Source organism: Sphingobium sp. EM0848 (genome assembly GCF_013375555.1).
In the GTDB taxonomy this organism is placed as follows: domain Bacteria; phylum Pseudomonadota; class Alphaproteobacteria; order Sphingomonadales; family Sphingomonadaceae; genus Sphingobium.
Map to the genome: position 1 here is coordinate 2,718,703 of NZ_JABXWB010000001.1, position 23,798 is coordinate 2,742,500.

General features: G+C 63.6%; 23 protein-coding genes (1 of these 23 running past the window's edge). 8 read left to right on the top strand and 15 right to left on the bottom strand.

All coding sequences use genetic code 11. From position 1 onward, the window contains the following. Nucleotides 1-42 precede the first annotated feature (42 nt). The 4 genes from HUK73_RS13225 to HUK73_RS13240 are packed head-to-tail and all read right to left on the bottom strand — an operon-like array spanning nucleotide 43 to nucleotide 3,589. Nucleotides 43-651 carry an ABC-type transport auxiliary lipoprotein family protein gene (locus HUK73_RS13225; RefSeq protein WP_176592960.1) on the bottom strand — a complete coding sequence of 203 codons (609 nt, stop codon included), beginning with the start codon at nucleotides 649-651 and terminating at the stop codon, nucleotides 43-45. A gap of 14 nt (nucleotides 652-665) precedes the next feature. Then, the gene (locus HUK73_RS13230) at nucleotides 666-1,628 is read right to left on the bottom strand and encodes an MlaD family protein (protein ID WP_176592312.1); all 963 of its coding nucleotides are present in this window, start codon (nucleotides 1,626-1,628) and stop codon (nucleotides 666-668) included. 3 nt (nucleotides 1,629-1,631) lie between these two features. Further along, nucleotides 1,632-2,480 (bottom strand): ABC transporter ATP-binding protein, encoded by an 849-nt coding sequence (locus HUK73_RS13235; RefSeq protein ID WP_176592313.1) that lies wholly within the window; start codon nucleotides 2,478-2,480, stop codon nucleotides 1,632-1,634. After that, nucleotides 2,480-3,589 (bottom strand): MlaE family lipid ABC transporter permease subunit, encoded by a 1,110-nt coding sequence (locus HUK73_RS13240; RefSeq protein ID WP_176592961.1) that lies wholly within the window; start codon nucleotides 3,587-3,589, stop codon nucleotides 2,480-2,482. The genes HUK73_RS13235 and HUK73_RS13240 overlap by 1 nt, the downstream gene beginning before the upstream one ends. Before the next feature lie 99 nt (nucleotides 3,590-3,688). On the opposite strand from HUK73_RS13240, the gene HUK73_RS13245 reads away from it, so the two are divergent. Beyond that, nucleotides 3,689-4,363, top strand: coding sequence for an HAD family phosphatase (locus HUK73_RS13245; RefSeq protein WP_176592314.1), 675 nt, complete (start codon nucleotides 3,689-3,691; stop codon nucleotides 4,361-4,363). 6 nt (nucleotides 4,364-4,369) lie between these two features. Here HUK73_RS13245 and HUK73_RS13250 read toward each other — a convergent pair whose 3' ends face one another. After that, a complete protein-coding gene (locus HUK73_RS13250; RefSeq protein WP_176592315.1) occupies nucleotides 4,370-5,299 on the bottom strand; it encodes a 2-hydroxyacid dehydrogenase in 930 nt (309 codons plus the stop codon). Continuing rightward, nucleotides 5,296-6,621, bottom strand: a complete 1,326-nt coding sequence (locus HUK73_RS13255) for a cystathionine gamma-synthase family protein (RefSeq protein ID WP_176592316.1) — start codon at nucleotides 6,619-6,621, stop codon at nucleotides 5,296-5,298. Before HUK73_RS13255 ends, HUK73_RS13250 begins: the two co-directional genes overlap by 4 nt. 176 nt (nucleotides 6,622-6,797) lie before the next feature. Between HUK73_RS13255 and HUK73_RS13260 the strand changes: the two genes are divergently transcribed. Continuing rightward, nucleotides 6,798-9,209 (top strand): ligase-associated DNA damage response DEXH box helicase, encoded by a 2,412-nt coding sequence (locus HUK73_RS13260; RefSeq protein ID WP_176592317.1) that lies wholly within the window; start codon nucleotides 6,798-6,800, stop codon nucleotides 9,207-9,209. A gap of 103 nt (nucleotides 9,210-9,312) precedes the next feature. Here HUK73_RS13260 and HUK73_RS27160 read toward each other — a convergent pair whose 3' ends face one another. The 3 genes from HUK73_RS27160 to gyrB form a co-directional block, all read right to left on the bottom strand. Next, nucleotides 9,313-9,591: a hypothetical protein gene (locus tag HUK73_RS27160; RefSeq protein ID WP_369805491.1), complete on the bottom strand. Its 279-nt coding sequence runs from the start codon at nucleotides 9,589-9,591 to the stop codon at nucleotides 9,313-9,315. A gap of 236 nt (nucleotides 9,592-9,827) precedes the next feature. Continuing rightward, on the bottom strand, nucleotides 9,828-10,391 hold the full coding sequence (locus tag HUK73_RS13270) for a DNA-3-methyladenine glycosylase I (RefSeq protein WP_176592318.1): 564 nt from the start codon (nucleotides 10,389-10,391) through the stop codon (nucleotides 9,828-9,830). Nucleotides 10,392-10,395: 4 nt separating this feature from the next. Beyond that, nucleotides 10,396-12,903 (bottom strand): DNA topoisomerase (ATP-hydrolyzing) subunit B, encoded by a 2,508-nt coding sequence (gene gyrB, locus HUK73_RS13275; RefSeq protein WP_176592319.1) that lies wholly within the window; start codon nucleotides 12,901-12,903, stop codon nucleotides 10,396-10,398. An 86-nt stretch (nucleotides 12,904-12,989) separates the two neighbouring features. On the opposite strand from gyrB, the gene HUK73_RS13280 reads away from it, so the two are divergent. Next, nucleotides 12,990-13,484, top strand: a complete 495-nt coding sequence (locus tag HUK73_RS13280) for a hypothetical protein (RefSeq protein ID WP_176592320.1) — start codon at nucleotides 12,990-12,992, stop codon at nucleotides 13,482-13,484. Here HUK73_RS13280 and HUK73_RS13285 read toward each other — a convergent pair. Together HUK73_RS13285 and HUK73_RS13290 are read right to left on the bottom strand one after the other, a co-directional pair. Continuing rightward, nucleotides 13,481-13,987, bottom strand: coding sequence for a DUF1993 domain-containing protein (locus HUK73_RS13285; protein WP_176592321.1), 507 nt, complete (start codon nucleotides 13,985-13,987; stop codon nucleotides 13,481-13,483). The genes HUK73_RS13280 and HUK73_RS13285 overlap by 4 nt on opposite strands. A 141-nt stretch (nucleotides 13,988-14,128) precedes the next feature. Further along, the gene (locus HUK73_RS13290) at nucleotides 14,129-14,728 is read right to left on the bottom strand and encodes a YitT family protein (protein WP_176592322.1); all 600 of its coding nucleotides are present in this window, start codon (nucleotides 14,726-14,728) and stop codon (nucleotides 14,129-14,131) included. A gap of 89 nt (nucleotides 14,729-14,817) precedes the next feature. Here HUK73_RS13290 and HUK73_RS13295 point away from each other — a divergent pair, with 89 nt between their 5' ends. Continuing rightward, a complete protein-coding gene (locus HUK73_RS13295) occupies nucleotides 14,818-16,281 on the top strand; it encodes a PLP-dependent aminotransferase family protein (protein WP_176592323.1) in 1,464 nt (487 codons plus the stop codon). Between the two features lie 61 nt (nucleotides 16,282-16,342). On the opposite strand, the gene ppa is transcribed toward HUK73_RS13295, so the two are convergent. Continuing rightward, nucleotides 16,343-16,882 carry an inorganic diphosphatase gene (gene ppa / locus HUK73_RS13300; RefSeq protein ID WP_176592324.1) on the bottom strand — a complete coding sequence of 180 codons (540 nt, stop codon included), beginning with the start codon at nucleotides 16,880-16,882 and terminating at the stop codon, nucleotides 16,343-16,345. A 41-nt stretch (nucleotides 16,883-16,923) separates the two neighbouring features. Further along, nucleotides 16,924-18,843 (bottom strand): M61 family metallopeptidase, encoded by a 1,920-nt coding sequence (locus tag HUK73_RS13305; RefSeq protein ID WP_176592325.1) that lies wholly within the window; start codon nucleotides 18,841-18,843, stop codon nucleotides 16,924-16,926. Nucleotides 18,844-18,996: 153 nt separating this feature from the next. Here HUK73_RS13305 and hisS point away from each other — a divergent pair, with 153 nt between their 5' ends. From hisS to HUK73_RS13325, 4 genes are all read left to right on the top strand, one after another. Continuing rightward, nucleotides 18,997-20,259, top strand: a complete 1,263-nt coding sequence (gene hisS, locus HUK73_RS13310; RefSeq protein ID WP_176592326.1) for a histidine--tRNA ligase — start codon at nucleotides 18,997-18,999, stop codon at nucleotides 20,257-20,259. After that, nucleotides 20,259-21,350: a peptide chain release factor 1 gene (prfA, locus tag HUK73_RS13315; protein ID WP_369805492.1), complete on the top strand. Its 1,092-nt coding sequence runs from the start codon at nucleotides 20,259-20,261 to the stop codon at nucleotides 21,348-21,350. Before hisS ends, prfA begins: the two co-directional genes overlap by 1 nt. After that, the gene (gene prmC, locus HUK73_RS13320) at nucleotides 21,347-22,174 is read left to right on the top strand and encodes a peptide chain release factor N(5)-glutamine methyltransferase (protein ID WP_176592328.1); all 828 of its coding nucleotides are present in this window, start codon (nucleotides 21,347-21,349) and stop codon (nucleotides 22,172-22,174) included. Before prfA ends, prmC begins: the two co-directional genes overlap by 4 nt. A 310-nt stretch (nucleotides 22,175-22,484) precedes the next feature. Beyond that, entirely contained in the window at nucleotides 22,485-23,270 is a 786-nt protein-coding gene (locus HUK73_RS13325) for a DUF4167 domain-containing protein (protein ID WP_176592329.1), read from the top strand. 82 nt (nucleotides 23,271-23,352) lie between these two features. Here HUK73_RS13325 and HUK73_RS13330 read toward each other — a convergent pair whose 3' ends face one another. Both HUK73_RS13330 and HUK73_RS13335 read right to left on the bottom strand, forming a co-directional pair. After that, nucleotides 23,353-23,733, bottom strand: coding sequence for an acyl-CoA thioesterase (locus HUK73_RS13330; RefSeq protein WP_176592330.1), 381 nt, complete (start codon nucleotides 23,731-23,733; stop codon nucleotides 23,353-23,355). After that, nucleotides 23,723-23,798, bottom strand: the 3' portion of a protein-coding gene (locus HUK73_RS13335) for a hypothetical protein (protein WP_176592331.1). Its footprint extends 224 nt past the window's final position; the window shows 76 of its 300 coding nt (coding positions 225-300); its start codon lies beyond the right edge, outside the window — the gene reads right to left on this strand; it ends in the stop codon at nucleotides 23,723-23,725. Before HUK73_RS13335 ends, HUK73_RS13330 begins: the two co-directional genes overlap by 11 nt.

Sequence of the window (23,798 nt, forward strand, 5' to 3'; positions counted from 1 at the left end):
GGCGTCATGCTCCTGCTTGTGCAGGAGCATGACACCATGCGGTTACCGCCCCGAAGCCGCCAGCCAGGCGGCGACGTCCGCCGCCACCTTATTGGCCGCGGCATTGATCGGCGCGCCCACGCTGTTCGCGTCGATCTTGCCGCCGATCGGTGCGCTGGCGGTGAAACGCTGCCGGGCGATTGCCGTGCCGCCCGGCCCGGTGAGCATCGCGTCATAGGTCACGACCGCGCTATTGCTGGCTTCATCGACGCCGAAATCGACCAGCTCGCCCATCAGCCGCTGTCCGGCATCGGCGGAATATTGGCCGGGGTCCAGCACGATGCGGTTGCTGGTTGCGGTGATGGTTTCGGCGAGCAGCTTCTGGAACAGATGGCGCGGCGTATCGGCCCACTGCACCTTGGTCACATAGGCCACCGAAGTGGGGGAGGTGATGACCGGCACCCGTACGGTATCGAGCATCTTGGGCGCATCGGGATCAGCCACAGTGATGGCCGTACCGGCTGTGGCATTGCGCTGGGTGCCGGGCGCGACTTTCTGCGCGGCGCTGAGCGACAACAGCCGCTCCGGCGGCTTGCCCCCGAAGGACACGCAGCCCGCCAGCATCAGCGCGCCAAGAGCCACCGGCATCAGGCCCAGTTTCCTGTGAAACATCATCACTGTCCCTCTTATCGCTTGTAATCGGGCAATTTGGGCGATCCGACGATCGAACCCGCGCCCTGCTGATCGAGTTTTTCCGCCACGCCACGGAAGGAGCGCGACATTTCGCGCAGGTCGCGGACGAGCTGATTGACCTCCGGCATGGTCTGGTTGCTGAAGGCGTGGACGCCCGGCTGCGCTTCCGCAATGGTCTTGTCGAGCGTGTCGATGCTGTGGGTGGCTGACTGAATGCTCTTGCGCAGATCGGCCAGCAGTGGGCGGCCTTCATCATTCACCATGGCGTCGGTGGACGCGGCCAGTTTGCTGATCTGTTCGGCGGCGATGCCCGTACGCTGGACGGCGACGCGCGCTTCGGCCAGGGTCGCGGCGATTTCCGGGCTGCGGTCGGCCAGCGCGCCGGACACCCGCTCGACATTCGCCAATATGCCCGCGATCGACTGCTGATTCTTGTCGTTGAGCAGCTCGGTCAGTCGCTCGGTCAAGGTCGACAGCCGCTCCAGCAATTGCGGCGCGTTGTTCAGCAACTCACCCAATGCGCCCGGCTTGGTCGGGATAACCGGCACGCCGTCTGGGCAAACGGCCAAGGTATTTTCCGGCGGGCAGACGATGGGGCGCGCGCCCTTGACCGCGCCGTCCAGCACGATTTCCGATACGCCGGTAAAGCCAACGCCCGAAATGGTCGCGGTGGTGCCCTGCAGGACGGGCGTGCCCTCCTTCACGGAGATGCGCACCTTCACGAAGCCTGGGTCGCGCTTCCACAGTTCGATTTTCTCGACCTGACCGGAGGGAACGCCCGAATAGTTGACGCTCGATCCCTTGGCGAGGCCGTTCACCGACTGTTTGAAGAAGATGTCATATTCCATATTGTCGCCCTGGGAGAGGCGCGAGAACCAGAAAGCCGCGATCGTGATCGCCGCCAGCAACAGCAGCGTGACCGTGCCCACCAGCACATGGTTGGAGCGGGTTTCCATATTCTATCGCCTCTTGTCCTGTTCACGGGCCACCGCCGCCGTCGCGGCGCGCCCGCGCGGGCCGTTGAAATATTCCTGAATCCAGGGATGATCGGTCGCCAGCAGCTCATCGATAGTGCCGACCGCCGTTACCTTTCTGTCGGCCAGCACCGCCACCCGGTCGCAGATCGAATAGAGGGTGTCGAGATCGTGGGTGATGAGGAACACCGTCAGCCCCAAAGTCTGTTGCAATTTGCGCGTCTGATTGTCGAACGCCGCCGCGCCGATGGGATCGAGACCCGCCGTCGGTTCGTCGAGGAACAGCAGGTCGGGGTCCAGCGCCAGCGCCCGCGCAAGGCCGGCGCGTTTCTTCATGCCACCCGACAGTTCGGCGGGATATTTGGGCCCCGCTTCGGCAGGCAGGCCGGTCATGCGAATCTTGTAGGCGGCGATCTCGTCGCGCAGCTTCGGCCCGATATTGGGATAATATTCGCGGATCGGCACCTCGACATTTTCGGCCACCGTCAGCGTGGAGAATAGCGCGCCGCCCTGAAACAAGACGCCCCAGCGTTTGCGGATCGCCAGCGCTTCATCGTCCAGCCGCCCGATCATCGATTCGCCGAAGACGTGGATTTCGCCCTCATCGGGGGTCTGGAGGCCGATGATGGAGCGCATCAACACCGACTTGCCGGTGCCCGATCCGCCGACCACGCCCAATATCTCGCCCTTGCGCACGTCGAGGTTCAGCCCCTCATGCACGACCTGCTCGCCGAAACTGTTCCGGAGGTTCCGGACGGAAATGGCGATGCCGTCCTTCTCGACCGCTTTTTCGACCCGGGCTTCCTCGGCGGTGATCTCTTCCTCGGGCGCCATCAGTTCCAGCCCACCCAGGTGAAGAAGACCGCGAAAAAGGCGTCGAGCACGATCACTAGGAAGATGGCCTGCACCACGGCGGCGGTGGTGCGCAGGCCGACTTCCTCGGCATTGCCCTCCACCTGCATGCCCTGAAAACAGCCGGCGAGCGCGATGATGACGCCGAAGACCGGCGCCTTGATCAGGCCCACCCACAGGTCATGGATCGGCACCACTTCCCGCAGCCGCTGGACGAAGGTGATTGGTGGGATGTCGAGCGACACCGCGCACAGGAAGCCGCCGCCGATGATCGCGACGATGGAGGAATAGAAACCGAGCAGCGGCATCATCACCACCACCGCCAGCGTCCTCGGCAGCACCAGCGCTTCCATCGGCGATACGCCGATGGTACGCATGGCGTCGACCTCCTCGGTCAGCTTCATCGTGCCCAATTGCGCCGCGAAGGCCGAGCCGGACCGCCCCGCGACCATGATCGCGGTCATCAACACGCCGAGCTCCCGAAAGGTCAGTCGGCCGACCAGATTGATCGTCAGCATCTCCATGCCGAACTGGCGCAGCTGCACCGACCCCTGCTGGGCGATGACGATGCCGATCAGGAAGCTCATCAGGCCGATGATACCCAGCGCCGATACGCCGACGACCTCGAACCTCTGGACCACCGCATTGATGCGGAACCGACCGGGATGGCGGATGACGTTCCACGTCGCGACCAGCGTGCCGCCGAAGAAACCGAGCAGGCCGAGCAGAGTGGTGCCCGAATTGACCACGGCCTCGCCGATCTGGCCGACCACGCGCTGCCACGGCGGTATATAGTCGGGGCGGATATTGACCGGCTCATCGACCCGACCGACCGCGGCGATCAGCCGTTCGGCATCGCATTTGTCGCCTGTGATCTTGCAGCCCAGTCGTTTGATCGTGCGATGCAGCACCCAGGCGCCGATCGTGTCCATATAGTCCACGTCGGAGAGGTCGAGCGCATCGACCGGCCCCGCTATGGCATCCAGTCGGTCAGGCAGGTCATGAAGGCAGGCAATGGAAAGATTGCCTGAAAACCGGATGACCGTCCCGCCGTCGCGGACTTCCTCTGCAAGATCAGCGGCTTTGTTCATCAAGGCGGTGGTGTGGTCCATTATCGGTTGCACGGCAAGCCGAAACGGCCCATCCGCACGATCAAACGAAGGGACGCTTCAAAAAGTTTCGGACACGGCATGACGCACAGGCTCGCAATCTATGACATGGACCGCACGGTGACGTTCACCGGCACCTATACCGGCTTTCTGATACATGTTGCAAAACGCATGGCGCCATGGCGCCTGGCCCTGTTTCCGGCCGTTATCTTGCTGATGCTGGCCTATGTGCTGAAGCTGATCAGCCGGCAGCGGCTCAAGGAACTGAATCAGGCGCTGATGATCGGCGCCAATGTCGAACGCGCGAAGCTGATGCCGCATGTCGAAAGCTATGCGGAAAAAGTGGTGGCGCAGAATGTGCGCAAGGGCGCGCTGGCCCAGATCGCGCAGGACAGGGCGGATGGCTACAGGCTGGTCCTCGCCACCGCATCCTACCGCCTTTATGTCGAGCCGATTGCCCGCCGACTGGGCTTCGATGCGGTGATCGCGACCGATCATCTTTCGCAGGACCTGCGTTATGTCCGCGCGAAGATCGCGGGTGAGAATTGCTATGACACGGGTAAGCTGCGCATGATCAAGGCGTGGATGGCGGGTGAGGCGATCGACCGCGGTCAGGCGACTATCCGTGCCTATTCGGACCATGTGTCGGATGCGCCGATGCTGGAGTTCGCGGACATTCCCTTCGCCTCCAACCCGCATAAGCCGTTGGCGAAGCTGGCGGCGGAGCGGGGCTGGACGCGGGTGGACTGGCAGTAACCGGCACTAAAGGACCGGCGAAAGCAGCGGCTCCCCCGCAAAATGCGCGGCGAGGTTGGCGAGCAGCATCTGCGCCATCTTCGCCACCGCCTCCTGCGTCGCGCCGCCGGTATGCGGGGTCAGCACGACATTGGGCACGGCGGTCCAGCGCGTTGCCGGCGTAGGTTCGGTTTCGAATACGTCGAGCGCCGCGCCGCCCAGCCGTCCTTCGCTCAGCGCAGCGATCAGCGCATCCTCATCCACCAACTGTCCCCGCGCGACATTCACCAGCAGCCCTTGAGGCCCCAGCGCGTTCATCACCGACGCGTCGATCATTCCCCGATTCTCGTCCGTCGCCTTGGCTGCCACCACCATGACGTCACTGTCGCGGGCCAGCGCTTCCAGATTCTCGGCCCGCGGCCAGCGCAGGCCCGGCTTTGGCCGCGGTCCCCACCAACCCACCCGCATCCGCAGGGCTTCGGCGCGTTCCGCCAGAGCAATGCCAATGCTGCCCATGCCGACAATTCCGATCCGCGCGCCGGTCATGGACCGGGTGAGCATCTTCGCCCCAGCCGTCCAGCCGCCCTCGCGAACCTGCCGGTCGCCAACGACGATCCGCCGCCGATGGGCAAGGATGAGGCCAAGGCCATGGTCGGCCACATCCTCCGCATTGGCGTCTCCCGCATGGGTCACGGCCACGCCGCGCGCCCGTGCCCAGTCGAGGTCCACCCCATCATAGCCCACGGTAAAACAGGCGATCAGCCGCAGCGCCGTCATTCGCTCCAGCATATCCGGGTCGAGCCGGAACTCACCCGCCGTGACCAGCGCTTCGGCCTCCGCCAGCCGCGCCCGACCGCTCTCCTCCCACAAGGCCATGACGTCATAATGAGGGGAGAGCAGGCTCAGCAGCGGCGCCAGATGCGGCTGCGCCACGAGAATCAGCGGGCGATCGCTCATCCCACCGCCCGCAACGCCTGCGCGAAGTCGGCGATCAGATCGTCCGCATCCTCGCAACCGATGGAGATGCGCACCATATTGTCGCTGATCGCCAGCGCCTTCTTGCGCTCGGCGGGGACGGATAGATGTGTCATCGCGGCGGGATGGCTCGCCAGCGTCTCGGTTCCGCCCAGACTGACCGCCAACTTGGCGATCTTCAGCGCGTCGAGAAAGGCAAAGGCTTCCGCCTCGCCGCCCTTTAGGTAGAGCGAGAAGGTCGATCCCGCGCCGGTGCAATGCCGCCTGTAGATATCCGCCTGCCGCTCCGTTTCCGGGAAACCGAGATAGACGACCTTCTCCACCTGCGGCTGATCCTTCAGCCAGGCGCAGACCTTGGCTGCATTCTCGCCCGCCCGGCTCATCCGCAGTTCCAGCGTTTCCAAACTACGCAGCAGCATCCACGCCGAATGCGGATCGAGAATCGTCCCGATGGTATTGCGCATCAGCCGGATCGTGTTGATCAGCCCGTTCGGCCCCAGCACGCCCCCTGCGACCAGATCGCTATGCCCGCCCGCATATTTGGTGAGGCTGTAGATCACCAGATCCGCTCCATGACTCAGCGGATGATGCCAGAGCGGCCCCAGAAACGTGTTGTCGATGGCGATCGGCGGGCGATATTCTTCGCCTGCGAACAAAAAGTCGCGCCGCGCAACTACCGCTTCCAGATCGACCAGAACATTGGTCGGATTGGCCGGGCTTTCGAGGTAGATCAACGCCACGCGGCCCAGCGCCTTGGCCTTCTCGATCACCGCGCTGATTTCCTCCTCGGTCGCACCGGCCGGGAAATCCAGCCATTGCACCCCGAACTTGCCAAGGATGCGCCCGATCAGCGCTTCGGTCGCGGCATAGAGGGGCGCTGAATGGACGATGACATCGCCCGGCTGCACCAACGCGAGCAGGGTGGTGGCGATGGCCGACATGCCGCTGGAAAAGAGCAGGGCATCTTCCGCCTCTTCCCACACTGCCAGCCGGTCCTCGGCAATTTCCTGATTCGGCCCGTTGAAGCGGGAATAGACCAGCCCTTCCGCACCGCCGGGTCGAATCCCGGTCACGCCCTCGAAATGCCGCTTGCCTGCCGCCGCGCTTTCGAAGGCGAAGGTGGAGGTGAGGAAGATCGGCGGCTTCAGCGACCCTTCGGAGAGCGTCGGGTCATAGCCATGCCCCATCATCAGGGTCGCGGGCTTCAGCTTGCGGCCATCGATTTCCATGATGGGTTGCTTGGGACGGCGGCGGTTGCCCGTGGGTTCCGCGCCCGTGAGGTCGGCTTCGGTCTGGCCGGTCATCTTGTTCTCCTGCATGTCTGCGGCATCTGTTGCGCCGCTCTGATGGAAAGGAGTGTAACGCTTTTCGGGGGGAGGGAGCCAGAGGCGTCGCGTAATTTTATTCCGCACTCGTGGCTTAAAATTACCGTTCGGGCTGAGCTTGTCGAAGCGACGGACTTCTTCCACCATCACCCCTTATGAGCCAAAGCCTACCCCAACCCCTTGAGCAATGGTTCATTGCACGCGGCTGGACACCCCGCCGCCATCAATTCGACATGCTGGCCGCTGCCCGATCCGGCGATCATGCTTTGCTGGTTGCTCCCACCGGCGCGGGCAAGACGCTTGCAGGCTTTCTGCCGACCCTGGCCGAGTTGATCGAAACGCCGACAGAAGGCCTTCACACCCTCTACGTCTCGCCACTGAAGGCGCTGGCCGTCGATGTTCGCCGTAACCTCCTCACCCCGATCGAGGAAATGGGCCTGCCGATTCGCGTCGAAACCCGCACCGGCGACACGCCATCCGACCGCAAGGCCCGCCAGCGCGCCCGGCCGCCGCAAATCCTGCTCACCACGCCCGAATCGCTTTCACTGCTGCTCAGCTATGCCGACAGCTTCCTGATGTTCGCGAATCTCCAGACCGTGATCGTCGATGAAGTCCACGCCTTCGCCACGCAAAAGCGGGGGGATCTGCTCAACCTCTCGCTCTCCCGCCTTCAGTCCATCAACCCCGGCCTGCGCCGTGTCGCGCTCTCCGCCACCGTGGCCGACATCGACGCCTATCGTGCCTGGCTCGCGCCGGATGGGGACATCCATGCCGTCACGCCAGTGATCGGCGAGCAGGGCGCTGATCCCCATGTCGCCATCCTCATCCCCGAAGGCCGCGTTCCCTGGTCGGGCCATTCCGGCAAATATGCCGCGAAACAGGTGATGGCGGAGATTGAGCGCCGCGCCACCACGCTGGTCTTTTGCAACACGCGCGGATTGGCCGAACTCATCTTTCAGGAACTCTGGTCGGTCAACGACGCCAATCTTCCCATCGCCATCCACCATGGCAGCCTTTCCATCGAAGCCCGGCGCAAGGTCGAAGCGGCGATGGCGGCGGGGAAACTGCGCGCCCTTGTCGCCACCGCGTCGCTCGATCTTGGCGTCGACTGGGGCAATGTCGATTGCGTGATCCAGATGGGCGCGCCCAAGGGAAGCTCCCGCCTGCTCCAGCGCATCGGTCGGGCCAATCACCGGCTCGATACCCCCAGCGAGGCGATCCTGATCCCCGGCAACCGCTTCGAATATCTTGAAGCCCGCGCCGCGCTGGATGCCGTCGAGGCGGGAGAGCGCGACGCCGACGATTTCCGCCCCGGCAGCCTCGACGTCCTTGCCCAGCATGTCATGGGCCTCGCCTGCGCCGCGCCCTTTCGCGATCAGGAGTTGCTGGCGGAAATCCGCTCCGCCACCCCCTATAGCGCGCTGACGGAGGAGGCTTTCTCCCATGTCCTCCACTTCATCGAAGGCGGCGGCTATGCCCTGCGCGCCTATGACCGCTTCAAGCGCCTGACCCATGAGGCGGACGGATCATGGCGCGTGTCGCACCCTCGCTTCATCCAGCAGCACCGGCTGAACGCCGGCATCATCGTCGACCAGCCTGCGCTCGCCGTCCGCTTCGCCAATGGCCGCAAGCTTGGCACGGTAGAGGAGGGGTTCGCCGCCACGCTCAGCCCCGGCGACCGTTTCTTCTTCTCCGGCACCGCGCTGGAGGTGGTGCGGATGGACACCACCGACCTCATCGTCCGCGCCACGTCGAAAAGCGCCCGCATCCCGAGTTGGGGTGGCACCCGTATGGCGATGTCGACGCGGCTTGCCGACCGTGTCCGGCATTTCCTGGCGGAACCGGACCAATGGTCCCGCTTCCCGGAGGATGTCCGCGAATGGCTGGAAGTGCAGAAATACCGTTCGGCCCTGCCAGAGCCGGGGCAGCTCCTCATCGAAACCTTTCCCCATGAAGGGCGCCATTATCTCGTCTGCTACAGTTTCGAAGGCTGGAACGCGCATCAGTCGTTGGGGATGTTGCTCACCCGCCGCATGGATGCACAGGGGCTGATGCCCATGGGGTTCGTCTCCAACGACTATGCGCTGGCCGTTTACGGCCTGAAGCCCGTCACCGATCCGGCCAGCCTCTTTTCCGCCGACATTCTGGACCATGAGTTTGTCGAGTGGGTCGAACAGTCGAGCCTGCTCAAGCGCGCCTTTCGCGACGTGGCGGTGATTTCCGGCCTGATCGAGCGGCAGCATCCGGGCAAGCGCAAGACCGGACGGCAGGTCACTTTCTCGACCGACCTCATCTATGATGTGCTGCGCAAATATCAGCCCGACCATCTGTTGCTGAAGGCTGCCTGGGCGGACGCCCGCGCGCGCATGACCGATGTGGGGCGTCTGGGCGATCTTATCGACCGTGCCTCTGCCACCATGCTGCATATCGAGCTGGATCGGGTCAGCCCGCTCGCCGTGCCCGTGCTGATCCTCATCGGTCGCGAACAGGTCGCCCAGCATGAGGTGGAAGATGCCCTGCTGATGGAGGCCGAAGCCCTGGTGGCGGAAGCGATGCGCACGGATTAGAGCGATTTCCAGTCAGATGGCATCATCTGGCGGTTAAGAAATCGCAGTAAAACAAAGAAATAGAGCGGTCGATCAGATCGACCGCTCCAGGCGCGGATCGCGTTCAGGGCGCACCTGCACCCTGATCGTCCCGCGCGCCGCCGCAACCATTCAGCGTTCCCTCGCCAAAGGCCACTGCTACCCGGTCGGACCAGATGGCATTGCTCATCCCGTCGCTGCATGGTCCTTCGCTTACCGTCATGGAAAAGCCGCCGCCCAAATAGCGGATCGCCCGCCTGTCGGCATGGCGCGAGACGGTGAAGCGGACAGGGGCTTTGTCCGGGCGCTCCAGCGTGGCGGTCGATCCCTTCACCGTCACGGCCCAGAAGGGTTCGGTCCCCATGGCCCGATAGTGATTCTGAGTAGGCCGATCAGGGGTGGGAGAGGGCGCGGAATGTGCAGTCGCTGTTTCACGTGGAACCGCTTCCGAAATATTTTCGGCCGCCTGATTCACGATTTCGTTCGGAATGATGATGGGCACTGAGGCCTGGGGTCGGGCGACATTGGTAACGGGTACGTCCTTCCCGCCGCTGCCGCAGCCCGTCATCATCAGGATGAGGGCAATGGGGGAGAGCCGTCTCACGCTTCCATGACCTGATCCCGCCGGAAGCAGGTGACGGCATGATCGTTCACCATCCCCACCGCCTGCATCCACGCATAGACGATGGTCGGGCCCACAAATTTGAAGCCGCGTTTCTTGAGGTCTTTGGAGATCGCTTCCGACAGGTCGGTCTTCGCCGGAAAGGTCAGGCCGTCATTCTGGATCGCTTTACCCTCGACAAAACCCCAGACAGTGGTCGAGAAATCCTCGCCACGGTCGCGCATGGCGCAGAAGATCTGGGCGCCCCGGATCGTCGCCTCGATCTTTGCGCGGGCGCGGATGATGCCGGAATCGCCCATCAATCGTTCGATATCGGCGGCGCCAAAGGCGGCGACCCTGTCCGGGTCGAAACCGGCAAAGGCGGCGCGAAAGTTTTCCCGCTTGCGCAAAATGGTGATCCAGCTGAGGCCCGCCTGAAAGCCTTCCAGCATCAGCGTTTCCCAGAGCATCCGCGAATCGCGCTCCGGCACGCCCCATTCGCTGTCGTGATAGGCGCAATAGAGCGGGTCGGTCCCGGTCCAGCCGCAACGGACCCGCTCCATCGGATCAGACGTCCAGATTGGCGACGTTCAGCGCATTGTCCTGAATGAACTCGCGCCGCGGTTCGACGACATCGCCCATCAACCGGGTGAAAATCTCGTCGGCGACGTCCGCCTGCTCGACCTCGACCCGCAGCATGGAGCGATTGTCCGGGTCCAGCGTGGTTTCCCACAGCTGTTCGGCGTTCATCTCGCCAAGCCCTTTATAACGCTGGATGGCGAGCCCCTTGCGGCCCGCCGTCAGAATCGCCTCCAGCAATTCGCTGGGCCGCGTGACGGTCACGGCGCCCTTGGAAACCAAAGGCAGATCGTCGTCACCGGCTTCCTCGGCGGCGGCCGCAGCCTTGGCCGTGACCAGACGGCTGGACGTGCGATAGCTGTCCGCTTCTTCAGCGGCGATGGCGTGCAGTTTGCGCGCCTCGGCCGATCCGATGAAGCCCGCTTCGATCATGTGATGATCGGTGACGCCGCGCCACAGCCGCTCGAAATGGAAGCCGCCTTCCTCGGCGATCCGCCCGCTCCAGCGACCTTCGTCATCCTGCATGTCCATCCAGCGGACCGTCGCGGCCAGATGTTCGGCCTGCGCCTGTTGGCTGAGTTCCGGGTCGAGCGCACCGTTGATCGCCAGCGCCTCGATGATCGCGGGATTATAGCGGCGCGGCACATAGCGCATCACTGCGCGCATCCGTCGGCCATGTTCGATCAGCGAACGCAGGTCGTCGCCCGAACGCATGCCGCCGGTCGTCTCCAGCGCCATCGAATCGACGCCATTATCGACCAGATATTGCTCCAGCGCCGCTTCGTTTTTCAGGTAGACCTCCGACCGTCCGCGCGTCGCCTTATAGAGCGGCGGCTGAGCGATATAGAGATGCCCTGCCTCGATGATCTGCGGCATCTGGCGGTAGAAGAAGGTCAGCAGCAGCGTGCGGATATGCGCGCCGTCGACGTCGGCGTCGGTCATGATGACGATCTTGTGGTAGCGCAGCTTTTCCAGATTGAAGTCGTCGCGGATGCCGGTGCCCATCGCCTGAATCAGCGTGCCGACTTCCTTGGACGAGAGCATCCGGTCGAAGCGGGCGCGCTCCACGTTCAGGATCTTGCCCTTCAGCGGCAGGATCGCCTGATTGTGCCGGTTGCGCCCCTGCTTGGCCGAACCGCCTGCCGAGTCACCCTCGACCAGGAAGAGTTCGGACTTGGCCGGGTCGCGTTCCTGACAGTCGGCCAGCTTGCCGGGCAGCGAGGCGATGTCCATCACGCCCTTGCGCCGGGTGAGTTCGCGCGCCTTCTTCGCGGCCTCGCGGGCGGCGGCGGCGTCGATCACCTTCTGGACGATCATCTTGCCGTGCTGGGGGTTCTCTTCCAGCCATTCCGCCATCTTGTCGGCCATCAGGCTTTCCAGCGGTTGGCGCACTTCGGAGCTGACCAGCTTGTCCTTGGTCTGCGACGAGAATTTGGGATCGGGAAGCTTCACCGACACGATGGCGGTCAGGCCTTCGCGCATATCCTCGCCGGTCAGCGACACCTTTTCCTTCTTCAGCATGCCCGACTTGTCGGCATAGTTGTTGAGCGTCCGGGTCAGCGCTGCGCGGAAGGCAGCCAGATGGGTGCCGCCGTCGCGCTGCGGGATGTTGTTCGTGAAACAGAGGACGTTTTCGTAATAGCTGTCGTTCCACTCCAGCGCGACGTCGATGGTTACATCGTCGCGGCTGCCCGAAATCGCGATGGGGTCGGGCATCAGCGGCTGCTTGTTGCGGTCGAGATATTTCACGAAGGCCGCGATGCCGCCTTCATAGAACAGCTCGACTTCCTTTCTTTCCTCATGCCGCGCATCAGCCAGGAACAGCCGCACGCCCGAGTTCAGGAAGGCCAGTTCGCGATAGCGATGCTCCAGCTTCTCGAAATCGAACTCGGTGTGGTTCTTGAAGGTGCCGCCATCGCCGGAAACCTTCTCGGTCGAGGGGAGAAAGGTGACGCGGGTCCCCTTCTTGCCTTCAGGCGCATCACCGATGACCTTCAGCGGCGCCACGGCATCGCCATAGGCAAAGCGCATATAATGCTCCTTGCCGTCCCGCCAGATATTGAGGTCCAGAAATTCGCTGAGCGCGTTCACCACCGACACGCCCACGCCGTGCAGGCCGCCCGACACCTTATAGGCATTGTCGTCGGAGGTGTTCTCGAACTTACCCCCGGCGTGGAGCTGGGTCATGATGACCTCGGCCGCCGACACGCCTTCTTCCTTGTGGATGTCGGTCGGGATGCCGCGGCCATTATCCTCAACGCTGACCGAACCATCGGGGTTGAGCGTGATCAGGATGCGGTCGCAATGCCCGGCCAGCGCCTCGTCGATGGCGTTGTCCGAAACCTCGAACACCATATGGTGCAGGCCCGATCCGTCATCGGTGTCGCCGATATACATGCCGGGCCGCTTGCGCACGGCATCCAGCCCTTTCAGGACCTTGATGCTGTCGGCGCCATAGGCGTTGCTGTTGGGGCTGTTCTGGATTTCCTCGCTCATGACCGAGCATATAGGGAATCACCGCCTGAAACTAAAGCGAAACATGGCGGCTTCCGTGCGCCTGACGCACGGTCTATCAGACGGCTATGCGTCTCGTTCTTGCCCCCCTTGCATCGGTAGCCCTGATGCTCGCCGCCTGCTCGAAAAGCAGCGACGTGCTGGAGGAATTGCCCAACAGTTCGCTGGCCGGCGCCGCGCGGGAGGATGTGCCGGAAACCCGGCTGGAATCCAGCCTCACCCGCCCGGTGACGATTGGCGAGGATGGTCCGCGCCTCGATGCCTGTGGAGCGATGGGGCAGGCGATGCGCGTGGGTGCCAAGGGGCTGGCGGTGCGCGCCGCGCCCTTTGCCGAGGCGAAGGAAACGGCTCGGATGGCCGAAGGTAGTCGCGCCTGGGTGTGTACGCGCAGCCTTGACCAGAAATGGCTCGGGGTCGTTCTCGCCCCCGAGCCTTCTTCCGATAATGCCGCCGAACCCGCCGATTGCGGTGTTTCCGAGCCGGTGGATCGCAAACAGGCCTATGACGGCCCTTGCCTCAGCGGCTGGGTGTCGAGTGCGGCGATCCGTCTGGTCGCTGGTTAGATGCCGCCGAGATAGTCGAGCTTGCCGATTGGCACCCCAGCCTGCCGCAGCAGCGCATAGGCGGTCGTCACATGGAAATAGAAATTGGGCAGCGCAAAGCCTAATACATGGCTGCGTCCGGTGAAGGGGAAATCGCCGCTTGGCGTCTTGAGCACCACCTGCGTATCTTCCCGTCCGTCAATGCGTTCGCGGGGCACGGATTCGAGGAAGGCGATGGTCCTGGCGATCCTCTCCTGCAATTCGGCAAAGCTCTGCTCGGTGTCGGGCAGCGGCAGCGGGTCAAGCTCACCGATGCGGATGACCGCGCCCTTGGCGCTGTCGCTGGCGAACTGGACCTGAGCGGTGAGCGGGGCCATGTCCTCGATCAGCCTTGCGTTGGTCAGCGTCAGCGGATCGATGCCCTTTTCCTCGGCATAGGCGGCGGCCTTGTCCAATATCGTGGACAGGTTGCGCAGGCCGCGGATGAAAATGGGAACAGTCAGATCATAGAGTTCAGTGGCCACCAGGCTCTCCTCTTATCGTGCCGATAGGCGCCATAGATATGGTGGCCGCTGTCGCTTTCGATAGCTGGCCGAAATAAAAAAGGACCGGCCGACTTGGCTCCATGTCGGCCGGTCAGGGGGCAAAGGATCGGGGCTGGGGGTTCAGGCGAGGGCAGGCGCCGCGCGTGGGATGGTGAAGAAGGGCAGGGCGTGGTGGACGATCCAGCCGATCGTCGCCGCATAGAGCAGAGTGCCGAGGCCGACCGTGCCGCCGAGCAGCCAGCCAATGGCCAGCACGCCGATTTCGATTCCGGTGCGCACCCATTTGACCGGCAGGCCGGTGCGGCGGCAAAATCCGGTCATCAGCCCGTCACGCGGCCCCGGTCCAAGTCCCGCGCCGATATAGGCACCCCCGGCAATGCCGTTGAGGATGATCCCGGCCACCAGCCAGCCGAAACGCACCCACAAGCCCTCCGGCGTCGGCAGGATCATCAGGCTGAGGTCCACCGCTGACCCGATCACGAGGATATTGCAGACCGTGCCGATTCCGGGCCTTTGGCGCAGCGGCCACCAGAGCAGCAGCACGAGGGCGCCGATCAGATTGACGGTCATGCCGAAGCTCAAGCCCAGACGCGGCGCCAGCCCCTGATGCAGCACGTCCCAGGGGTCCAGCCCCAGATTGGCGCGCAGCATCAGCGCCATGGAAAACCCATAGAGGCCCAGGCCCCAGAAAAGTTGAAAAAGGCGGCGTTGCATCATCATGGCGCATGAACTCGCCCAAAATGGCCTTTTACAAAATGGCCATTATTCGATAATTGGCCTTCATATTTTCTGGATTGGAACCGACTGTCATGTCCACTTCCCTGTTGCGGCCACCCTCCCTGTTGCGCCTGTTGGGCGCCTGGCGTGCCGAGGACAGCGCCGAACCGGCTTATCGCCAATTGGCGCAGGCTTTGAGGATGTTGGTGCTGGACGGGAGGATCGGCCTGAATGTCCGCCTGCCGGGGGAGCGGGAACTGGCTGGCGCGCTGGGCCTCAGCCGCACCACCGTTGCCGCTGCCTTCGACCGGCTGCGCGACGAGGGTTTTCTGGAGAGCCGTCAGGGATCGGGCAGCGTCACCCGTCTGCCGCCGGGCCGGATCGAGCAGGCCTCGCCGGAAATCGACATGGCCAGCGGGGGCAATATCCTGAACTGGACCCATGCCGCTCTGCCTGCCGCGCCGGGGGTAGGACGCGCCTGTCAGGTGGCGGTCGAGATGCTGCCGGCTTTTCTGGGTGAACTGGGCTATGATCCGCTGGGTCTGCCGCCGCTGCGTCGCGCTATCGCCGCCCATTATGAGCGGCGCGGTTGTCCCACCAGCCCGGACCAGATCATCGTCACCAATGGCGCGCAGCAAGGCTTCTCCCTGCTGTTGCAATGGCTGGCGGGGCCGGGCGACCGGGCGGTGATCGACCATCCGACCTATCATAATGCGATTCAGGCGCTGCAACGCGCGCATGTCGTGCCTGTGCCGGTCGGCCTGCCCATGCAGGGATGGGATATCGACGCGATGGAGGCGGCCTTCCGCCAGACCTCACCGCGTTTCGCCTATATCATCGCCGATTTCCACAATCCGACCGGGCGCAGCATGGACCCGGCCACCCGGCGCGCGCTGGTGGCCGCCGCCACGCGCAGCCACACGCCGCTCATCATCGACGAAACGATGGTCGCGATGGGGCTGGACTATCTGCCGCCGCCGCCGGTCGCGGTCCACGATCCTGCGGGACGGCAGGTCATCACCATGGGGTCGGCGAGCAAGATCTTCTGGGGCGGGCTGCGCGTCGGCTGGATTCGCGCCGATCCTCAGACCATTGCCGCCCTGGGCCGCCTGCGCACGACGATGGACATGGCGAGCCCGGTGGTGGAGCAGCTTGCCGCCGCACAGCTGGTCGATGCGGATGAAGGGCTGGGGGCGCGGGCGGCGGTGCTGCGCGGGCGTCGGGATCATTTGCTGGGGCTGATCGAACGGCATCTGCCGCATTGGCGCGTCGAGTCGCCAGCGGGGGGCCTGTCGCTCTGGGCGGAACTGCCGCGTGCCGAAGCGACCGCGCTGGCGGCGCTGGCCGAAAGCCATGGCGTGCGCGTGGCGCCGGGGCCGCGTTTCGGGGTGAGCGGGGCGTTCGAGCGGTTCCTGCGTCTGCCCTTCACCTTGCCGGAGGAGCAGTTGACGGTCGGTGTGGAACGGTTGGTGGAGGCGGATGCGCGCCTTCACGCACGAATCCCCCGTGGTCGCGATTCTCTGGCCGCCGCATTGGAGGCGGATCGGTTGATCTGAGATACAAAAAGGGCCGCGTGGACATGCCACGCGGCCCTTTTGTTCAACAGGAAGCCAAGCTTCAGGCCTGCTTGCCAGCCTTATAGCGCTCGATCGCTTCCAGCGTGATGCGGCGGGCGTCTTCAGCGCCGCCCCAGGTCCCGATGCGCACCCACTTCTGCTTTTCCAAATCCTTATAGTGGGTGAAGAAATGCTCGATCTGCTCCATCACGATGCCGGGCAGATCGTCTTTTTCATCGACCTCGCTATAATAAGGGAAGGTCTTGTTGTCGGGCACGCAGACCAGCTTTTCGTCGCCACCGGCTTCATCTTCCAGATTCAGCACGGCGATGGGACGGGCGCGCACGACCGAACCGGGCACGAAGGGCGAACGGGCGATGACCAGCGCGTCCAGCGGATCGCCATCGGGCGACAGGGTGTGCGGCACGAAGCCGTAATTCGCCGGATAGCGCATCGGCGTGTGCAGGATGCGGTCCACGAACAGTGCGCCCGACGCCTTGTCGAATTCATATTTCACCGGCTCACCACCAACGGGAACCTCGATGATGACATTCAGGCTGTTGGGCGGATCGTCGCCGACCGGAATCAGTTCGATATTCATGGACTTCAAGCCTTTGTAAACGCGTTGGTCTTTGCGGGCGGTTATGTTTTCGGTTTCAGCAGCCGGTCCAGGCTGCCTTCACCCTCTCCCATTTTTTCGAGGCGCGGATAGCGCAGGCCGCCAGAATAAGCGAGGGTCAAAGTGCGATAGTATTTATCCTGTTTCAGGATGATCTGCATCGGCTTGCCCGACTTGATCGCGGCCTTGAACACATCGCTCGAATATTCGTCGCCATTGATCGCAACGATCTTGGAACCGATGGCAAGCCCCGCCTTGAAGGCCGGGCTGTCCCAGACGACGTTGCTGATCTCGCCGTCATTCTTGACGATCATGCCGATGCCGAAGCTCTGGTCGGTGAACTTGCCCGATCCTTCCGCCGCCTTGGTGATGGCGCCGGGCGTATCGCCATAGACCAGCTTGTAGCCGCCCAGCGTGAAGCCGCCCTTGGGCGTTTCCCTGGTCGTGCTGTCGACATATTTCTGGAAGAAGCCCGTCCAGTCATAGGGCGCGACCGCGTTCAGCGTCTTGATCACGTCGCCGCGATTATAGACGACCTGGCCCCAGTCACCCGGATTGATCCCGAAAAAGGCCTGGGCGAAATCGTCGAGGCCCTTGGCGCCCTTGGTCTGCTGGCGGATGATGGCGTCCGCCTCCAGCCAGATCATCAGGCCTTCGTTATAATAATCCTCCGACCGCTGCCAGCTCGACCAGCCCTTGGGGCGGCGGGCGGAGATGATCGGGTCGTGGGTGGTGTCCTCCATCGGGCGCCATTCGCGGCCGCGCGTGGTGTCGAGCTTGGCGGCGATATGGGCATAGGCGTCCAGCGTCTCCTGCTTGGTGAACAGGCCGGAACGCGCGCCCAGCACATAGCCCCAGAATTGCGTCTGCCCTTCATAGACCCACAGCAGGTTATCCTGCATCGGCACGTTGAAATCGGGCGTCCACAGCAGGTCGGGGCGGCGGAATTTGCCGTCCCAGCTATGGGTGAACTCATGCGGCAGCAGGTTGCGGTCCAGCAGCGCGTCGCCATCGCCCCATTTCTTGAAATAGCCCGGCTCGACCTGATTTTCGGAAGAGCGGTGATGTTCGAGGCCGATGCCGCCCATCTCGTCGGTGATCGCGAAGAGGAAGTCATAATGGTTGAAATGATAGGTGCCGAACAGCGCGCCCGCTTCATCGACCAGCTTTTTGTGGTGGGCGATCTGCTCTGGCGTGGCATTCAGCTCATCGGCGTCGTCGGCGACGATGTTGAGCGTCACATTATGGCCAAGGTCGACCGGCTTGAAATAACGGCCTGCAAAGACCGGGGAATCCTGCAAGGCCTCATAATCGATCACGTCATAGGCGACGGTCGATCCCGTCGCCTTGCCGCGTAGCGCGGTCGCGGCCTGCCAGCCGTCGGGATAGGTGACGGTCGCCTGAACCGGAATCTGGCGGGTATAATAGCCTGCCGGATAGAGCGACACTGACTCCCACTGGATGTTCAGCATCTTGGGCGTGACGATGACGCGGCCCTGATTGGGCTGGGTGGCGGAGAGGAACTGGAAGCTTGCCACGACCTGTTTCGTTCCCTGCGGCACATCGATCACAAAGCCATAGACGTTGAGCGGATCGCGCTTCCAGGCCAGCGGCTTGCCGTCGGCGGTGAAGGTGAGGCCGGTGAGCTTCTCGATCTGCCCGCGCGGCGCATGATTGCCCGGCAGCCATTGCGGCATGAGTAGGGTCATCGGGCCGCTGGAGGCGACGGGGATGGTTTCCTTGACGCGGAAGATGCGCTGCACCGTGTCGGTGGCGTCGACCTCCAGCCTGATCGTGCCGCCGGGGTAGGGGACGTCCTTGGGCGTCGGCGCGGCATTGTCGACCGGCAGTGCGGTGGGCTTCGACCGGATCGCATCCTGCGCGATCAGCGGCGTGGCAATCGCCGTGGAAAGGAAAAGGGCGGCAGCAAGGCTGCGGATCATGAACATCTCCGAAAAACATGTGCGGTCGGACGACCGTATAATAACAGCATGGCGAGCCATTATCCTTCCGTCCACCCCCAACGATCCTTGCGACATTATGGGACAAAAAACCGCGTTTCCTTGTGGCTTCTTTGCCGCTAAAGGCGCTGTCCCATGGCGAAAATTGAAACGCCGCGTCCGGTACGCGGCACGCAGGACATGCTGGGCGGCACGAACGAAGCGTTCCAGGAACGTTTCGCACATGTGGTCGCGACCTTTGACCGGGTGCGGAAACTTTATGGATTCCAGCGGGTTGAAGTGCCCGTCTTTGAATCCACGGCGGTGTTTGCCCGATCGCTGGGTGAAAGCACCGACGTCGTTTCGAAGGAAATGTACACGTTCGAGGATCGCGGCGGCGACAGCATCACCCTGCGCCCTGAATTCACGGCCGGCATTTCGCGCGCCTATATCACGGAAGGCTGGCAGCAATATGCGCCGCTGAAAGTGGCGACCCATGGCCCGCTGTTCCGCTATGAGCGCCCGCAAAAGGGCCGCTTCCGCCAGTTCCACCAGCTCGACGCCGAGATCATCGGCGCGGGCGAGCCGGGAGCGGATGTGGAATTGCTGGTTTTCGCGGATCAGCTGCTGCGTGAACTCGGCGTGTCGGAAGGCGTGACGCTGAACCTCAATACGCTGGGCGATACTGAAAGCCGCGAAGCCTGGCGGGCTGCGCTGATCGCCCATTTCGAGGCGCATCGCGATGAATTGTCGGAAGAGAGTATCGACCGTCTGCACCGCAATCCGCTGCGCATCCTTGACAGCAAAGACCCGCGCGATCGCCCGGTGGCGGACAGCGCGCCGGATATCGACGCCTATCTGACCGACGAAGCGCGCGGTTTCTTCGAGAAAGTGACGGCGGGCCTCGACGCGGCGGGCGTGGCGTGGGAGCGCAATGCCCGTCTGGTGCGCGGCCTCGATTATTATCGCCACACGGCGTTCGAGTTCATCACCGATCGCCTCGGTGCGCAGGGCACGGTGCTGGGCGGCGGGCGCTATGACGGGCTGATCGAGAATCTGGGTGGTCCTTCGACCCCGGCGGTCGGCTGGGCGGCGGGGATTGAGCGGTTGGCGATGCTGGTGGATAGGCCGGAGATTGCTCCTCCGACTGTGGCCGTCATTCCCATGGGCGAAGCGGCAGAGGTGAAGGCTACCGGCATCGTTGCCGATCTGCGCCGGGCTGGCGTCGCGTGCGACATGGGCTATCGCGGCAATATGAAGAAGCGGATGCAGCGGGCCAATGCCTCGGGCGCGGCCTGGGCGGTGATCCTGGGCGACGACGAACTGACACGGGGGGAGGCGGCTGTCCGCAATCTCGGCACCGGGGAGCAGGAAGCCGTTGCACTGGATGCGCTGGTCGAGAAGCTGTCGGCCCTTTGATGCACATCTCCGCCGAACGCATCGCGCAGATCGAGGCGCGCCGGGACGAGGTGCAGGCGTCGATGACGCGCGCCGACCTCGCGCCGGAAGAGTTTGTGCGGCTGTCCAAGGAATATGCCGAGATCGAGCCGGTGGCCAAGGCCGCCCATGAAGTGCGCCGTCTCCGCCAGGAACTCAGCGCGCTCGAATATATGGCGGGCGGCGAGGATGCGGATGCCGATCCCGCGATGCGCGAAATGGCGCAGGAGGAAATGCAGCTCCTCAAGGGCAAGCTTCCCGATGCCGAACGGGCGCTGGCGCTTCAGTTGTTGCCCAAGGATGCGGCCGATGCGCGCCCCGCCATGCTGGAAATCCGTGCGGGCACGGGCGGCGACGAAGCAGCGCTCTTCGCGGGCGACCTGTTCCGCATGTATCAGCGCTATGCCGATGCGCAGGGCTGGAAGATGGAACTGATGTCCTCCAACGCCTCCGAAGTCGGTGGCTTCAAGGAAGTGGTCGCCAGCGTCACCGGCACTGGCGTCTTCGCGAAACTCAAATTCGAAAGCGGCGTCCATCGCGTCCAGCGCGTCCCCGTCACCGAAAGCGGCGGGCGCATCCACACCTCCGCCGCCACGGTCGCGGTGCTGCCGGAACCGGAGGAGGTCGACGTCCAGATCGCCGACAGCGACCTCAAGATCGACATCTACCGTGCCTCGGGTGCGGGCGGGCAGCACGTCAACACCACCGATTCCGCCGTGCGCATCACCCATTTGCCATCGGGCATCGTGGTGACGCAGCAGGACGAGCGCTCGCAGCACAAGAACAAGGCCAAGGCGATGCAGGTGCTGCGCGCCCGCATCTACGAAGTGGAACGCGAACGCGCCCAGAGCGAGCAGGCTGGCGCGCGCAAGGCGATGGTCGGCTCGGGCGACCGTTCCGAACGCATCCGCACCTATAATTTCCCGCAGGGGCGCGTCACCGATCACCGCATCAACCTGACTCTGCACCGTCTGCCCGAAATCCTCGAAGGGCCGGGCCTGTCCGAAGTCATCGACGCGCTGGTGGCGGAGGACGAGGCTGCTCGCCTCGCCCAACTGGACGGCGTCGGGTGAGCGTAGCGCAGGCGCTGCGCGATGCGGCCGCCCGTCTGGAAGCGATCAGCGGCACGCCTCGCCTCGATGCTGAACTGTTGCTCGCGCATGCGCTGGATGTCAGCCGCAATGAGCTGTTGATGCGTCAGCGTGACCTGAGCGTTCCGCCCGGCTTCAATCTATTGCTCGACCGCCGGCTGGCGGGCGAACCCATTGCCTATATCACCGGCAACCGCGATTTCTGGACGATCAGCCTGCATGTCACGCCCGACGTCCTCATCCCGCGTCCCGACACCGAAACGCTGATAGAGGCTGCTGTCGATCATTTCGCGAAACGGGCGCCAGCACATATTCTTGACCTTGGCACCGGCTCGGGCGCGTTGCTGCTGGCGGCGCTCAGTCAGTGGCAGCTGGCGAGCGGTGTGGGCGTGGACGTTTCGCCCGCCGCGCTTGCGGTTGCCAGGGGCAATGCCGAACGTCTTGGCCTTGCCGACCGTGCCGATTTCCGCCTCGGTGACTGGGCTGAAGGGATGGAGGGGCCGTTTGACCTGATCCTCATCAATCCGCCCTACATAGCCGAGGACGTTGTGCTGTCGGGCGACGTTCTCCACGAACCGAACGGTGCGCTTTTCGCTGGTGCGGAGGGGTTGGACGACTATCGCCGGATCGCACCGATGCTGCCGCGCTTGCTGGGACCGGGGGGCATGGCCGCGATCGAGATCGGCTATGACCAGCGGGTCAGCGTCTCTGCCTTGCTTGTGGATCAAGGGTTTAGTGTCACTGCTCGCGCCGATCTTGCCGGCCATGACCGCTGCCTGGTCGCGACTCTGGTGGACCTGGATTGAGTGCGGATATGATTTGCACCAGCACAAGCGAAAATTGCTTGGTTTATGACGCGTGAGTCACTACATGGGCTTCAGGGACGGCACTATCCTGAGGATCTGCCCCGTGGGGCTTAGCCAAGAAAAGGCCGTTTTCCCGCTCCTTCAGAGTCACGACGGCGCTGCTGCGCAAGCGCCCTCTGGCAGGTCAAGGGCATCGGCCGGTCGCGGCCCCTGTCCGGCGGAGCCTTACCCGGCCTGATGCGCAGGCTGAGTTTGAGGACTGAACTGTGGTTTCAGTGAATGATGGCAAAGTGAACGCAAGGATCAGCTCTTGATCAACAACAGGCAGGCCGGTCGTCGCAATCGCGGCCGGAACAATAATGGCCGTCCCAATGGTGGAAATCGGGGTGGCGGTGACAATGGCAACCGGATCGACAGCCGCGCCCGTGGCAATGCGGCCCAGCTTCTTGAAAAATACAAGAACATGGCCCGCGACGCGCAAATGGCCGGCGACCGGGTGAATGCGGAATATTATCTGCAATTTGCCGACCATTATTTCCGCGTACTGGCTGACAACCGCGCCCGTCAGGAGGAGCAGCAACAGCGCTTCCGCCCCCGCGACGAGAATTTCGACGAGAATTTCGACGATTTCGAAGCGGTCGACGATGGCGGCGAGGAAGCCGGCGCCGAACAGGCCTTCGAACGTCCGCAGATTCAAGAGCGCCGTCGCGACGATCAGCGCGATTATCGTGAAGGTCGCGGGGAACGGGGCGACCGCAATCGCCGTGACCGCAATGACCGGAATGATCGCAACGATCGCCGCCGCGAACGTCCGGTTGTGCAGGAAGAGGCGGAACAGCCTCAGCTTGAAGTCGTTGCCGAACCTGTGGCCATTGTTGAAGCCGCACCGGAACCGCAGCTCGAAGCCGAAGCGCCCCGGCCACGCCGTGGCCGCCCGCGCAAGGCTGCTGTCAAGGACGATGCGCAGGAAGGGCTGGATCTGACCGTCCTGCCGCCGTCCATCGCCCGTGCGGACAATGATGCGGAGCCGACCGAGGAACCTGCGCCGCGCAAGCGCACGCGGCGCGCGCGCCCCGCTGCCGAAGCGGCCGAGTGACGGTCTAGTCACACGGTGGTGAGAGAATGAGAAGGGGGACGGTGCAGATGCGCCGTCCCCCTTTTTCATGGCTTATGGCCGATCAGGCGTCCGGCAAGGGGCGGGGCCGTTGATGCTCGTCAAGCGCGACGAAGGTGAACAGGCCGCTGGTGACGTTCACCTCGCTCTGTCCGCGCCCACGGGTCGCGACAATATCGACCCGTATGGCAATCGAGGTCCGGCCTCGCCGTTCCTCATGGGCATAGACCGACACGATATCGCCGAGCAGGATCGGCGAGATGAACTTCATGCTTTCGACGGCGACGGTGGCGACGGCACCTTGCGCGATCCGGCCGGCGACGATGCCGCCCGCAATATCCATCTGGCTCAATACCCAGCCGCCGAAAATATGACCGTTGCTGTTGATGTCGGTCAGATGCGGCACCACGCGCAGCACGACCTCGCCCTTCTTCTCAATCGTCAATGGAAACCTCGTCTTTCATCCGGTCCATCACCTGTTCGTCATGACCCGTGCCGCTGGACAGAAAT